Annotated in this window: 14 protein-coding genes; 9 read left to right on the forward strand and 5 right to left on the reverse strand. The window is 64.8% G+C overall.

Annotation, left to right across the window (positions count from 1 at the left end):
• Positions 1-105 precede the first annotated feature (105 nt).
• From ACRECS_RS05270 to ACRECS_RS05295, 6 genes are all read left to right on the forward strand, one after another.
• On the forward strand, positions 106-966 hold the full coding sequence (locus ACRECS_RS05270) for an MBL fold metallo-hydrolase (protein WP_431581908.1): 861 nt from the start codon (positions 106-108) through the stop codon (positions 964-966).
• A gap of 3 nt (positions 967-969) precedes the next feature.
• Complete coding sequence (locus ACRECS_RS05275; protein ID WP_431581909.1) at positions 970-1671, forward strand: DUF4230 domain-containing protein; 702 nt, start codon at positions 970-972, stop codon at positions 1669-1671.
• 57 nt (positions 1672-1728) lie between these two features.
• On the forward strand, positions 1729-2448 hold the full coding sequence (locus ACRECS_RS05280; RefSeq protein ID WP_431581910.1) for a hypothetical protein: 720 nt from the start codon (positions 1729-1731) through the stop codon (positions 2446-2448).
• 65 nt (positions 2449-2513) lie between these two features.
• Positions 2514-3539, forward strand: a complete 1026-nt coding sequence (gene nadA / locus ACRECS_RS05285; RefSeq protein ID WP_431581911.1) for a quinolinate synthase NadA — start codon at positions 2514-2516, stop codon at positions 3537-3539.
• 448 nt (positions 3540-3987) lie between these two features.
• Positions 3988-5874 carry an asparagine synthetase B family protein gene (locus ACRECS_RS05290; RefSeq protein WP_431581912.1) on the forward strand — a complete coding sequence of 629 codons (1887 nt, stop codon included), beginning with the start codon at positions 3988-3990 and terminating at the stop codon, positions 5872-5874.
• A 20-nt stretch (positions 5875-5894) separates the two neighbouring features.
• Complete coding sequence (locus tag ACRECS_RS05295) at positions 5895-6170, forward strand: PqqD family protein (RefSeq protein ID WP_431581913.1); 276 nt, start codon at positions 5895-5897, stop codon at positions 6168-6170.
• A 33-nt stretch (positions 6171-6203) separates the two neighbouring features.
• On the opposite strand, the gene ACRECS_RS05300 is transcribed toward ACRECS_RS05295, so the two are convergent.
• From ACRECS_RS05300 to ACRECS_RS05320, 5 genes are all read right to left on the reverse strand, one after another.
• The gene (locus tag ACRECS_RS05300) at positions 6204-7079 is read right to left on the reverse strand and encodes a hypothetical protein (protein ID WP_431581914.1); all 876 of its coding nucleotides are present in this window, start codon (positions 7077-7079) and stop codon (positions 6204-6206) included.
• A 64-nt stretch (positions 7080-7143) separates the two neighbouring features.
• Positions 7144-7290, reverse strand: coding sequence for a hypothetical protein (locus tag ACRECS_RS05305; RefSeq protein WP_431581915.1), 147 nt, complete (start codon positions 7288-7290; stop codon positions 7144-7146).
• Between the two features lie 95 nt (positions 7291-7385).
• Complete coding sequence (locus ACRECS_RS05310) at positions 7386-8003, reverse strand: hypothetical protein (RefSeq protein WP_431581916.1); 618 nt, start codon at positions 8001-8003, stop codon at positions 7386-7388.
• Between the two features lie 5 nt (positions 8004-8008).
• Positions 8009-9034, reverse strand: coding sequence for a hypothetical protein (locus ACRECS_RS05315; RefSeq protein WP_431581917.1), 1026 nt, complete (start codon positions 9032-9034; stop codon positions 8009-8011).
• Positions 9035-9158: 124 nt separating this feature from the next.
• Positions 9159-9884, reverse strand: a complete 726-nt coding sequence (locus tag ACRECS_RS05320; RefSeq protein ID WP_431581918.1) for a hypothetical protein — start codon at positions 9882-9884, stop codon at positions 9159-9161.
• Between the two features lie 111 nt (positions 9885-9995).
• Here ACRECS_RS05320 and ACRECS_RS05325 point away from each other — a divergent pair, with 111 nt between their 5' ends.
• The 3 genes from ACRECS_RS05325 to ACRECS_RS05335 are packed head-to-tail and all read left to right on the forward strand — an operon-like array spanning position 9996 to position 12978.
• Positions 9996-11621 (forward strand): NAD(P)/FAD-dependent oxidoreductase, encoded by a 1626-nt coding sequence (locus ACRECS_RS05325; protein ID WP_431581919.1) that lies wholly within the window; start codon positions 9996-9998, stop codon positions 11619-11621.
• A 19-nt stretch (positions 11622-11640) separates the two neighbouring features.
• A complete protein-coding gene (locus ACRECS_RS05330; protein WP_431581920.1) occupies positions 11641-12444 on the forward strand; it encodes a hypothetical protein in 804 nt (267 codons plus the stop codon).
• A 39-nt stretch (positions 12445-12483) separates the two neighbouring features.
• Positions 12484-12978 (forward strand): nuclear transport factor 2 family protein, encoded by a 495-nt coding sequence (locus tag ACRECS_RS05335; protein WP_431581921.1) that lies wholly within the window; start codon positions 12484-12486, stop codon positions 12976-12978.
• Positions 12979-13038: the final 60 nt, after the last annotated feature.

The following is a 13038-nucleotide window of genomic DNA, read 5'->3' on the forward strand; positions in this document are numbered from 1 at the left end:
AGGATAAGTCGGGAGGACAAGTCGGGGAGGAAGCGCGGCGCCGGTCACTGTATCAGCAGGGCCGGCGCCCTTGCGTTTGATGGCGCCAGCGGCCATCTGAACAGCATGACCGAGCAACCGACCGGCGTGGCTGAAACGCTCGAACCGCTCGTTTCCCGTGTGCTTGCGCCCAATCCATCGCCCTTCACCAACACCGGTACGCAAGTGCATCTGGTCGGCACGACCGACCTGGCCGTGATCGATCCGGGACCCGATACGCCCGCCCATATCGACGCGCTGGTTGCCGCGATCGCCGGCCGGCCCGTCACCGCGATCGTCATCACCCATACTCACCGCGATCACAGTCCCGGCTCGCGCCCGCTCAAGGCGGCGACCGGCGCACCGATCGTCGGCTGCGCCCCGCTTGCGTTCGACGATAGCGGTCCGCGCGCCGATGCCTCGTTCGACCATGACTATGCGCCCGATCGCATCCTGGCCGAGGGCGAGTCGGTGGCTGGGCAGGGCTGGACGCTGACCGCGCTGGCGACACCGGGCCATACCTCCAACCATCTCTGCTTCGCGCTGCCCGAGACCAAGGCACTGTTCACCGGCGATCATGTGATGGGCTGGTCGACCAGCATCGTCTCGCCGCCCGACGGCGACATGGCCGATTACATGCGCAGCCTCGACAAGCTGATGCAGCGCGACGACCGTATCTATTACCCCGCGCATGGCGATCCGGTGGAGAGTCCGCAGCGGCTGGTGCGCGGCATGATGGGGCACCGCAAGCAGCGCGAAGGGCAGATCCTTCGCCTGCTCCGCGACGAGGCGCGCGCGATCCCGGCGATGGTCGAGCGCATGTATGTCGGGATCGATCCGCGCCTGTTTCCCGCCGCCGAGCGATCGGTGCTGGCCCATCTGATCGACCTGCGCGATCGCGGCCTGGTCGCGGATCGCGGCGATACCTGGTCGATCGCGAAGGACTGAGCGATGGACAGCAAGCGCCTCGCCCAGGTCGTTCTCGCCGTTATGGTGATCGCCGCCGCGTTGTTCGGCGGCTGGATCGCGTGGGACAAATATACCGAGCAATATGCCATCAGCCGCGAGGATGATGGTTCTGCGATCACCAAGATCGTCAGCGCCAAATTCGCCGGCGCCAGCGCGATCAAGGTTGGCGCGCTGTCCGGCACGGTGCAGGCGTCGGCCTCCGACACGCGCGGCTTCGGCATGTTGACCTCCGACAAGGTGGTCAAGGCGCCGTTCTCGGTCGATTATTTCATCGATATGTCGCGCGTCTCGGCCGATGCCTATGATTGGGATCCGGCGCGCCGCACCCTGACCATTCAAGCGCCTGACGTGGTGCCCGCGGCCCCCAATATCGACTGGGCGGCACAGACCGCCAATCGCACGCGCGGCCTGTTCGTCACCCGCGATGCCGCCGACCAGCTGGTCCGCCGGGCTACGCTCAATGCGAAGACCGCGGCGCAAAAAGAGGGCGTGAAGCCCGAGCATCTGGCCGTCGCCCGCGAAAATGCCCGCCGCGTCCTGGCCAACATCGCCAGTGGCCCGCTGGCGGCGACGGGGCTTGGCGATGTGCGCGTCGTGGTCAGCTTTCCGTTCGAGCGCCGCGGACCGAGCGAGCAGATGGACCGATCGCGCTCGCTTGAGGAAGTGCTCGGCAATCGCCGCTGATCGGCGGTTGACGCTGTTGCCCTGAGGGATAGACTCGCCGGGTATTCTGGGGGATCCATGGCGACGACAGCGGAAACGCGGCTCGGTGCGGCAGGCCGCGACCGGACCTTCTTCCTGGCGATGGCGCTGGCGATCGCCGCGACGATCGTCGCCGGGTTCGGCCTGCAATTCATCATGGGACGCTCGAGCCTCGGCGCGCCGTGGTGGGTCCATGTGCACGGTATCAGCTTCATGGCGTGGCTCGCGCTGTATGTAACGCAGAATCTGCTGATCTATCGCGGTGCGACCGGGCTGCATCGCCGCCTCGGCTGGATCGGCGCCGGGCTGGTCTGCTGGTTGGTGCTGGTCGGGGTGAGCGTCAACACGCTGGCGGCGACATTCCACCGCATCCCGCCCTTCTTCGAAACCAATGTCTTCCTGGTGATGGACTGGATGAATGTCCTGGTTTTTGCCGGACTGACGTTTGCCGCGATCGGCCTGCGCAAGCGCACCGACTGGCACCGCCGGCTGATGCTGTGCGGGACGCTCTATCTGATGGCGCCCGGCGCCGGCCGTCTGTTGCCGCTGCCGCTGCTCGGCACCTGGATCATCTGGACGATCTGGGCCGTGCTGCTGGTCTATGCGAGCGCCGGCATGATCTATGACGTGGTGACGCGGGGCCGGGTGCATCCGGCCTATCTCTGGGGCTTCGGCACGATCACGGTTGCAACCGCGCTGATCCGCCCGCTGGCCTTCACACCGCCGATGCTTGCACTGACCGCCGCGCTTACGGGTTGATCGGCACGGGTTGATCGGCGGCGCGTGCGGGGCCATGTGAGCGCTGTACTGGCGGGAGCACGACATTGGACGCACGCGTATCGAACGGCCGGGGTGGCATAGGCGGGAGCCTGACCGGTCTTGATCTCCGTGCGGAGATCGACCGGCTGCGCAAGGATCGCAACGCCGTCATCCTCGCGCATTATTACCAGAAGCCGGAGATCCAGGATCTTGCCGATTTCGTCGGCGACAGCCTCGACCTGTCGAAAAAGGCCGCCGCGACCGATGCCGATGTCATCGCCTTTTGCGGCGTGCGCTTCATGGCCGAGACGGCGAAGATCCTCAGCCCCGACAAGATCGTCGTGCTGCCCGACATGAATGCCGGGTGCAGCCTGGAAGACAGCTGCCCGCCGGATCAGTTCAAGGCCTTTCGCGAGGCGCATCCCGATCACATCGCGCTGACCTATATCAACTGCTCGACCGAGGTGAAGGCGCTGAGCGACGTGATCGTCACCAGCTCCTCGGCAGAGAAGATCCTCAGCCAGATCCCGCTCGACCAGAAGATCATCTTCGGCCCGGACAAGAATCTCGGCGGCTATCTTGCGCGCAAGACCGGCCGCGAGATGCTGCTGTGGCCGGGCGTGTGCATCGTGCATGAAGCATTCAGCGAGACCGAGCTGCTCAAGCTGCAGGGACAGCATCCCGGCGCGCCGGTCGCCGCGCATCCCGAATGCCCGCCCTATATCCTCGACCATGCCGATTATGTCGGGTCGACCAGCGGCATCCTGGCCTATGCGCGTGACATGGACGGCGACACGCTGATCGTCGCGACCGAGCCGCACATCATCCACCAGATGGAAAAGGCCGAGCCGCTCAAGAATTTCATCGGCGCGCCCGGCGCCGACGGCAACTGCAACTGCAATATCTGCCCGTACATGGCGCTCAACACGATGGAGAAGCTCTATCTCGCGCTGCGCGACCTGGAGCCGCGGGTCGAGATCGAGGAAGGGCTCAGGCTGCAGGCCAAGAAGAGCCTCGACGCGATGCTCGCCATGGCGAGCGGGACGGTCGGGCTGGGCGATCTCGGGCCGGTCAAGGTGACGGGCGACTGATCCAGACGCTGGTGCCGGGCCCGTTTTGCCGGGCCAATTCTCCCTGTTAATTGGTAATAACAGGGAGAATAACAGGGAGCGGGTATTTTTTCTGCCGGTTCCGGCCCGTTTTTTGGCGATATTATCATTTCTTATCAGATGCTTGCATGTCATCCCCCTGTTATCAAATAACAGGGAGATGACATGCAAGAACAGGGAGCGGGCGAAACGATAACAGGGAGATGCAGAGAGATAACAGGGAGCGGCGTATCGCTCTCGCCGGGGCGAGACGGTTGCTCCGAGAAATTCCCGTGCCGGCGATCCGGTATTTTTTCCGGGCATGTCAAAAAGCGGGGCGGGCATTGGGTGAGTGTCCTTCCAGCGCGACCCTGCCCCAATCGATGCCGGGGTTGAATCGATCATCGGCGCGCCCGATGGTGGTGGTGCTTCAAGGGAAGGCGTGAGTGCGATGGGGGCGATAGCGGGCGTTATCCGCGGCGACGGCCGCACCGTCGAACCGTCGCTGCTGCGCGATATGGCCGCGACCTTGCCATTGCCCGGCAACGATCCCGCGCAGCTCTGGCATGACGGACCCGCCGGCCTGTTCGGTGCGTCGCCAACCGGCATTCATCATCAATCGACGGGGCAAGCAGCGGAGGTCACGATCTGCTTCGATGGCCGCCTCGACAATCGCGAGCCATTGCTGGAGCGTCTCGGCGACAGCGGGCGGGTGCTGCACGCCGCCCCCGATTCGCAGATCGCGCTCGCCCTGTTCGTTCACCTTGGTGAGCGCTTCCTGCACGAGCTGGTCGGGGATTTCGCGCTGGCGATCTGGCAGCAACGGGAACGGCGCCTGTTCTGCGCGCGATCGGCGACGGGGTGGAAGCCGCTGCTCTGGACGCTGAGCGGATCCAGCTTCGCCTTTGCCACCGAGCCGCGCGGCCTGATGGTCGGACTGAGCAATCCTCCCGCGCTCAATCAGGGATTGTTGGGAGAGATACTCTCCGCCCGCTTCGTCAGCCGAACCGAAACGCCGTGGCAGGACATCTTCCGCCTCGCGCCCGGTGGTGCGCTGTCGTTCGAGCGTGGCGGTGTCCGGACATGGCGCTGGTACCACGAGCGCTATGAGGATCTGTCGCGCCTTTCCGACCATGAGCATGTCGAGCGTTTCAACACCCTGTTCGATCAGGCGCTGATCGCCTGCCTGCGCAGCGACAGGCCGGTCGCGGCGCATCTGTCCGGCGGGCTTGATTCCTCGGCGATCATGTGCCGGGCGACCGAACTTTATCGCGCCGGGCGGATTGATCGGCCGCCCGGGGCGATCAGTGCCCGCTATCCCGGCGAACCGCATGACGAGACGCGCTGGAGCGAGCTGGTCGAGCAGCATCTCGGGATTTCGGCCCGGGTTATCCCGGACTCCGCCTATGATGTCGACGCGAGCCGTAGCTGGTGCGCCGACACGATGCTCTTTCCGATGCGGCCGAATTCGCTTGGTCCGACTCTCTCGGCCTGCCGGTTGATGCAGCAACTGGACGAGCGCGTCCTGCTGACCGGGGAGGGCGGCGACGACTGGATGAACGGTTCGCACGCGCATTGGCCCGACCTGTTCTTGTCCGGGCAGGTCGGCAGCCTGTTGCGGGAAGGGTTTCCGCACGGGCTGGACCGGTCTTTTGTCGGCAATGCCCGTCGCGTCCTGGCCCAGGGCATTGGCCCGATCCTCAGCGCAGGGCGGAGGCGCAGAGCCGTCTGGCCGTTTGTCGATCCGGCCGCGCCGCTGCCGCCCTGGATACGGCCTGACTGGGCCGGGCAGATTGGCCTGGCCGAGCGCTGGCACGCGGAATCGCACGGGGACGATCTGCCGGGGTTCGCGCAGAAGCGGCGGTCCGCCGCGCTGGCGCCGGCGCACCGGGAACTTGTCTTCGATCCGGTCCATGCCAGCGTCGCGCGCCACGGCGTCGAGTTGCGCCACCCGTTTCACGATCTTCGGCTCGTGCGGTTCTTTATGGGCGCGGCTGGCGGGATGTTGTTGCGGGATGGCCAGCGCAAACATCTGTTGCGCGAGGCGATGCGCAACACCTTGCCCGAGCCGATCAGGACGCGGCGCGACAAGGCGGGATTTGCCGCCCCGGTCATCGATGGGGTGGCGCAGTATTTCGACCAGCGGCCAGCGACGGAACTGCTGGCGGCACGCATGGGGTGGATCGATGGCGCGGTTGTCGGCCGACTGTTCGACGGGCACCGCGCATGGCGGCGTTCCGGCCTCGCCGGTCCAGCGCCCAATCCGTTTCTGACCGGCATCTGGGCTTGCGTTGCGGTGGACATCTGGCTCGAAAATGCCTTTAAGCTTCGGGTGTAACAGGATGCGAAGGCGGGTAGATGAGTGAGATACGCGTTCGCCGCGCACCGGATCTGATCACGGCGCCGCTCGATGACGGCGCGATGATCATGGATATCGCGAGCGGCAATTTTCTCGAACTCAATCGGACGGCGGCGCGGGTCTGGGAGCTGCTCGATACGCCCAACACGGTCTCCGGCCTGTGTGCGCTGGTGCTGGATCGCTACCATGTGACGCCGGAGCTGTGCGCCGCGCAAATCGAGGCGTGGATGGCGGATATGCGCGAGCGTAAGCTGATTGTGGTCGAGCAGGATTGACGGGTCGGTCTTGCGGGGGGTCCCTGGGGTGACTCAACGCCGGTGCAGGACTTCGCTCAGCTGGTCGGCAACGGCAGGAAGAAAGGCATAGCCCTCGGGATAGACCAGACGGAAAGCCGGTGTTTTCAACATGATCGTGTTAAGCCGGCTGACCTGAAGCGCCCGTTCCTCATGCGGGCCGGCGGGGTTGAACACGACAAGCTGACGAATGGCCGAGATCAGCGCCTCCGCCTGGCTGAGGCGCTCCAGGCGTATCGCTGCGGCGTCCGGGGATCTTTGCAGCAGGATACAGGCACTGAACCGTGCCGGGGATATCCTGTGCTCGACCGCCGGATCGTAACGCACCTTGCCGTCATAGCCGGCCATATTCGTGCAGGCCCGGAGATCCAGCTCCAATGCCGCGAGCGAGTCTGGCCAGACGCAGACGCCAGTCGTGCAGGGCTCGAGCCGTGGTGCGCCGTCATTCCGCACAATCGAAATATCGTCACTGAGGATATGCCAGCCGGCGGCCGCCAGCGCGGCGGTGGTGGTCGATTTGCCTGCGCCGGAGGATCCGAGCAGCAACAGCCCGGCATCGCCCTTGCTCAGCGACGCGCCGTGAAGCGCCGTACCGCCGAAAAGCGTCGCCACGCGTGGCAACACACGGCGCGACACGATGTCGGCCATGCCTGGGCCAGGAGGATTTGTGGCGGAAACCAGACCGATCGATCGTCCGTCGGGTGCGACCAATATCGTTCCGTCGAATCGCGAGCCGAACGACCAATCCTGCCCGACCCGACCGAGCTGAAGCGCATAACGCCCGCCCCATTCGAAGATGATCTGCCCGGGGATGGGGTGCGGCGGTTCGTGGATCTCGATCCGGATATCAATCCCGGCATCGGCGGCATACGCAGCATCCAGGTCCCTCAATCCCGTCAGGGGTGTCCCCGACGAGAGATTGAGACCGCCGAACCGATACTGGTGTGTAGGAATATCAGCTTTGTTCGGAGGCGAAATCGATCCCGGCCCCGCCAAGGCCGCGCGCCTCGGTGATGGGTGTGACGGACACGATTTCCGGCTGCAGCCATTCTTCCTTCGCGGCAGAAACCTGCCCGGCCTTTGCCTCGTTGCTGTTCTGCATCGGTAACCCCTTACGCTACAGGAAGATTATTCATAAACGCCGCAGTCCATATCGTCGACATCTTAAATGAAGTTGCTGATCACAGTGACAGCGCCTCATTTGAACAGGATTGTTATCTCCAGGTCGCCATTGCCGCTGCGATCGGCCTTGCCGGGAAACTGCCACTGGCCCTTCTCGAGAAAAGCCGCTTCCCGCGCCAGCTGCGGCTTGTCCAGCAGGGGCGCGAGGAACGGGTAGGCGGCGCGAATGTCCGGACGCGCGGTCCAGGCCGGCGCGCCGACGATACGATAGGTATAGCGCAGCCGCTGGCCGGTGCCGCCGTCGGGTTCGACCCGGACCGATTCGACTTGCTTGTGGCCGAAACACAGCTGCGGCTGGGGCGGGCTGTTGTCGTTGATGCGAAACAGGCGGACGTCGCTCTTGTCCGTCGATACGGGTTCGATCCGGACGCGTTCGCGTTCCTTTGTGGGGTTGGGCTGTGCCACGCGCTTGACCAGCCCCGCCGCGACCAGCGCATCGATCCCGGGCGTTGCCAGTGCCTCCGCGCTGAATTCGATCGGCCAGCTGCCCGACACGAGCGGTGCGCAGACCGGGATCCCATCAACGGCAGCGCGAACCTGAGTCAGCGCCTCCGCGTCGGAGGGCGATTGCGCCTGACAGGCCCCGGTGGTCAGCCCGGCGAGCGCCGCGAAGGCGACGCCCGTCCTGTTCATCAGCCTCAAGACCGCAAGCCGAGCGGGCTGAGTGGCGAGGTTTGCACCGCGAGCCAGCCAAGGGTTTTTTCCGCGTCGGCCAGTTCCTTGCTCTTGACGGTGGCCAGGTCGGATTTTCCGAACCAGCCGGACGGCGCGTAGAAAGCCGTACCGCGCACTTGCTTGTGCACTTTGTCGATCTGATCCTCGACGTCACCGCCGGGCCGCGTGATGCTGACCCAGTCATAGGCGGCGTACGGAGAACGCGGCAGGGTCGGGCGGGGATATTTCGGATCGCTGGGCATGACGTCGATCGGCTTGCTCTTGGCGTTATAGACACCGGCTTCCGCTCCCCCTCCGGGCGAGCTGTTCAAGGCGTCCGAATCGAGCAACCACATCATGTAGAAGCCGAGTTCGATTTTGAGCGCCAGCCGTGACGGATCGATGATGCCGACCGGCTTGTTCGCGATCGGCGCCTGCAGCAGCTGGTCGAACAAGCGCTGCTTCTCCGTGTTGCCGATCGAACCACGCTCGATCGCATCGGCGGCTTCGAAAGCGCAGAGCTTGTGGTTGGTCAGCCAGGTGTTGAGCTGCTTGTCGCGGTTGAGCGGATCGGTCGCGAGCAGGTTGGTGCTGACCTGCATCGCCTTGATCACCGATTCCTTGATCTTCTTGCCGATCTCGGCCTTCACGCCATCGAGTACCTTGCCGACCGCGAACACGGCCGTAGCGTTGTTGCCGACCGCCTGATAGACGTTGAGGACCCGCGAAAGATTGCGATGCGCCAGCGCCTGAAGCGCGACGCGATTGGCCAGCACGCGGAGCGACGAGTTCGCCGCTGTCGCCATCAGGATTGATCCCGGCAAGATCGCGGCGGCCGACACGAACAGTTCGGCGCGCGCCTTGTCGCTTTCTTTCTGCAGGTTGAACGCAGCGTTATAGGCGAGATAGGCGGTGTTGTAGGCGATGATATAGGGATTGCAGACATTGGCCTGCCAGGAATCCACGGCGTCGCTTACCCGATTGCGATACTCCTGCAGACGATCGGCCATTGGCAACTCCTGTACACAAACAAATGATGCCCGCCCCGGGACGAATGCATAACGATCAATCCCGGGCCTCGCTACCGCTAAAAGCCGATATCGAGCCTGCCGTGCCAGTCATGTTGGTGACGCATCAGGGTGCGATATCCGCCGCGACGCGCGCGAGTGATTCGCGCGGGGACTCGTCGATAACGTCGCCGTGCGAGACGATGATGCGGCGCAGATTCGGGAGGGCGGCCCAGGCGCGGAATTGCTGCGCCAGCGCTGCCGGGTCGTCGAGGAACATGCGGCGCACGGGGCGCGATATTTGCGGCCGTTTCACGCCGAAACCTAATAAACGCGCCATGATATGCGCGCCGATCCCCCTGGGGTGCCGGACATTGGACAGGCTGTCGTTGATCATGAGCGTGACACCGTCCTTGCGCGTGACGGTCAGTGCGAACTCGTCCCCCTTCATGCCGGCGACGATGTGAAAGGCGATCGCCGGATCGCCGATGATGTCGCTCGTTGCATCGACCGGCGCGGCCTCGGCGACCGCGTCGCGGGCACTGGGTGGGGCGATGATCCGGGCGCCGGGATAGCGGTCGCGCCACGGCTTCAGATCGAGGCGGTGGGCCTGATTGGGCACGATCAGAAAGCGGATGTCACCCAGCGCCTCGATTGTCGCCATCTCGGGCTCGCGCAGGGGAATGGGGCTCCAGACCGCGCTGCCGCCATCCTGCAGGGCGAGGACCGTCATGCGCCGGGGGAAGTTACCCAGCGGCATCACGATTGACCCCTCGACGGTGAGAATGCCGTCAGTGAGGGCGACAAGGTCGCCATGCGGCTGGACCGTCCACTCGCTATTGAGTTTTGGCATGGGAGTTTTCCCTTCTCCGGTCCCAACGCGCGACCTTTGCCGAAGCTCCCCGATGGAAGAGCGGGCTCGGGCGATTGGCACGGGACGCCGTCACCGGCTAAGGCGGCCGCCATGTTACGCCTGACCGAACTGACGCTGCCGCTCCACCATCCCGACGAGGCGCTGCCTGCCGCGATCTGCAAGCGATTGCGGATCACGCCGCGCGAACTGGTGCGCCATGTCGTGGCGCGGCGCGCGCATGACGCACGCGACAAGACCAACATCCTGCTGGTCTATTCGATCGATGTGAATGTGAAGGACGAAGCGGGCGTGCTCGCCCGTTTCCGCAAGGACCGCACTGTCCAGCGCACCCCCGATACCAGCTATCGCTTCGTCGCCAGGGCGCCCGAGGGCGGGACCCGGCCGGTGGTGATCGGTGCCGGCCCGTGCGGCCTGTTCGCCGGGCTGATCCTGGCGCAGATGGGTCATAACCCGATCATCCTGGATCGCGGCAAGGTGGTGCGCGAGCGGACCAAGGACACCTGGGGCTTGTGGCGGCGCAGCGTGCTCAACCCCGAATCCAACGTGCAGTTCGGCGAAGGCGGTGCGGGCACCTTTTCCGACGGCAAGCTCTACAGCCGGATCAAGGATCCGCGCCACCTCGACCGCAAGGTGCTGACCGAATTCGTCAAGGCCGGTGCCCCCGAGGAAATCCTGACCGAGGCGCATCCGCATATCGGCACCTTCCGCCTGGTGACGATGGTCGAAAGCATGCGCGAGACGATCGAGGCGCTGGGCGGCGAATATCGTTTCGGGCACCGCGTCGACGGGCTCGACATCGTGACCGATGCGCAGGGCAAGCGGCGGATACAGGGACTGCATCTGCATACCGGCGACTATCTCGCGGCGGATCGCGTCGTGCTGGCGATCGGGCATAGCGCGCGCGATACCTTCGCCATGCTCCAGGCAGCGGGTGTGCATGTCGAGGCCAAGCCCTTTTCGATCGGCGTGCGGATCGAGCACCCGCAATCCTGGATCGATACCGCGCGGTTCGGCGCCGATGCCGGCCATCCGATCCTGGGGGCTGCCGATTACAGCCTGTCGCACCACTGCAAAAACGGCCGCACGGTCTATAGCTTCTGCATGTGCCCCGGCGGCACGGTGGTTGCCGCGACATCGGAGGAGGGGCGCGTTGCGACCAATGGCATGAGCCAATATTCGCGCAACGAGCGCAACGCCAATTCCGGCCTGGTCGTGGCGATCGACCCGGCGCGCGATTATCCCGGCGATCCGCTCGCCGGGATCGCATTGCAGCGGCATTGGGAATCGCTGGCCTATGTCGCGGGCGGATCGAGCTACAAGGCGCCGGCGCAGCGGCTCGGCGACTTTCTGGCCGGGCGTCCGTCCGAGGCGTTGGGCAGTGTGATCCCGTCCTATCGGCCGGGCGTGCACATGACCGATCTGGCGCAGTGCCTGCCCGACTTCGCCGTCACCGCGATGCGCGAGGCGCTGCCGGTGTTCGGGCGGCAGATCGCGGGTTACGACCATCCCGATGTGGTGATGACCGGAGTCGAGACGCGCACCTCGTCGCCGGTGCGCTTCACCCGCGGCGAGGATCTGCAGAGCCTCAACACCGCCGGCCTGTTCCCCGCCGGTGAGGGCGCGGGCTATGCCGGCGGGATCCTTTCCGCCGCGGTGGACGGGATCAAGATCGCCGAGGCGGTGGCGTTGAGTATGAGCGCAGAGTCCGGGCGGTGAATCTGGGCGGTGAACGACGTTGACCCGCATCGATATCGACGACCGGGGCGGCCCGGGCGTAGCATTGCCAGTTGAAGATAATCCCGAGAGTATCGTGATGGCGTCGAAGGATCATGGAGTATTAATGATCAAACAATCCCTCTCCCTTGGTTCCGCCTGCCTGCTGGCGCTGCTTCCCGCGCCGGCGCTCGCGAAAGAGAAGGTCGCAGTATCGCCGGAGCAGGTCGCCGAGCTTTACCTCGGCATTTTCGTCAATGAGGATTTGGCCAAAGCCGCCAGGCTCAATGAGCTGCTGGGGCCCGCCGTTACGGGCGGAGACTCCATCAACGTGACCGAAGTTTCGAAAATGAGCGATACGCTTGCCGCTCAGATGAGCAGCTCCATGCTGGAAGGGATGCCGGAAAACATCCAGGCGGGTCTGAAAGGCCCGTTCACCCGGATGACCAAAGCCGTATTGGGTGCTGTGAAGCGAAGCCAATGCCGGGCGACCGGCACGACGATGACCGATAATGAGTCGATCAAGGGCCAGAAAATCGCAACGGTCAGCTATGACTGCGCTGTGGTCGATGCGGTTCCGGGGCTTGTGGCCCTGCAAAGAAGCGGGAGCCTGCCACCAAAGGACGGGCCGCCGACTGCCGCTGCGATTGACGCCATTGCGCAGATCTTCAGCACTGCGCCGCTGGCTCGCCATGCCACGGGGACGATGCGGCTCTATTCCAATGACGATCGAACCCTGTGGTACACAGGTAGCCCGGAAGAACCCTATGGCGAGGTGCTTCAGGCGGTGGCCGGGCAGATCCGTGAGCTGATGGAAAAGAGCTGATCCGGCGGCGCGATCGCCGGGCAAGGGAGGGAGAGGAAGATGCGACAATCGACCGGCAACCGGCGCCACTGGCACGGAGCCATCGCCGGCGCCGCCTTTGCGGTGGCGACGGCCTTCGCGCCCGCGGGCTTGGCGTCTGCCGCACCGGCCGAGTCAGCCCGGCTTCCGGCCGATCTTGCGCAAGCGCTCGACACCTATAATCGCGCGACGATCGGCAGCGACATCCCGGCGCTCTCGGCCATCGTGACCGACGATTACATGCTGGTGAATTCGGATGCGAGCGTTCAGGGCAAGGCCTCTTATCTCCACGACTTCGCCGTGCCGGGCTTCAAGCTCGATCCCTATGTGGTGGAACAGCCGGTCTACAAGGTGCGCGGCGATACCGCGTTGACCGGCGGGGTTTTCCAGCTGAGCTGGACCCAGGAGGGCAGCCATCATGACCGCCGGCTGCGCATCGTCCATTTCTGGGTGAAGCAGGATCATCGCTGGCGGATCAGCTACACACAGCTCACCCGGGTTCCCGACAAGGCCTGAAAGCGGGGGCCTGAAAGCGGGGGCCTGAAAGCCGGGCAGGTGCATTTTGGCCGGCGGAAA

It is taken from the genome of Sphingomonas sp., from assembly GCF_050725575.1.
In the GTDB taxonomy this organism is placed as follows: Bacteria; Pseudomonadota; Alphaproteobacteria; order Sphingomonadales; family Sphingomonadaceae; genus Sphingomonas.

Bases quoted from the DNA above. Each gene is read 5' to 3' on its own strand.
- ACRECS_RS05275 (WP_431581909.1), top strand. From the start codon at position 970: ATGGACAGCAAGCGCCTCGCCCAGGTCGTTCTCGCCGTTATGGTGATC.
- ACRECS_RS05270 (WP_431581908.1), top strand. From the start codon at position 106: ATGACCGAGCAACCGACCGGCGTGGCTGAAACGCTCGAACCGCTCGTT.
- ACRECS_RS05290 (WP_431581912.1), top strand. From the start codon at position 3,988: ATGGGGGCGATAGCGGGCGTTATCCGCGGCGACGGCCGCACCGTCGAA.
- ACRECS_RS05295 (WP_431581913.1), top strand. From the start codon at position 5,895: ATGAGTGAGATACGCGTTCGCCGCGCACCGGATCTGATCACGGCGCCG.
- ACRECS_RS05305 (WP_431581915.1), bottom strand. From the start codon at position 7,290: ATGCAGAACAGCAACGAGGCAAAGGCCGGGCAGGTTTCTGCCGCGAAG.
- ACRECS_RS05320 (WP_431581918.1), bottom strand. From the start codon at position 9,884: ATGCCAAAACTCAATAGCGAGTGGACGGTCCAGCCGCATGGCGACCTT.
- ACRECS_RS05315 (WP_431581917.1), bottom strand. From the start codon at position 9,034: ATGGCCGATCGTCTGCAGGAGTATCGCAATCGGGTAAGCGACGCCGTG.
- ACRECS_RS05335 (WP_431581921.1), top strand. From the start codon at position 12,484: ATGCGACAATCGACCGGCAACCGGCGCCACTGGCACGGAGCCATCGCC.
- ACRECS_RS05325 (WP_431581919.1), top strand. From the start codon at position 9,996: ATGTTACGCCTGACCGAACTGACGCTGCCGCTCCACCATCCCGACGAG.
- ACRECS_RS05280 (WP_431581910.1), top strand. From the start codon at position 1,729: ATGGCGACGACAGCGGAAACGCGGCTCGGTGCGGCAGGCCGCGACCGG.
- ACRECS_RS05310 (WP_431581916.1), bottom strand. From the start codon at position 8,003: ATGAACAGGACGGGCGTCGCCTTCGCGGCGCTCGCCGGGCTGACCACC.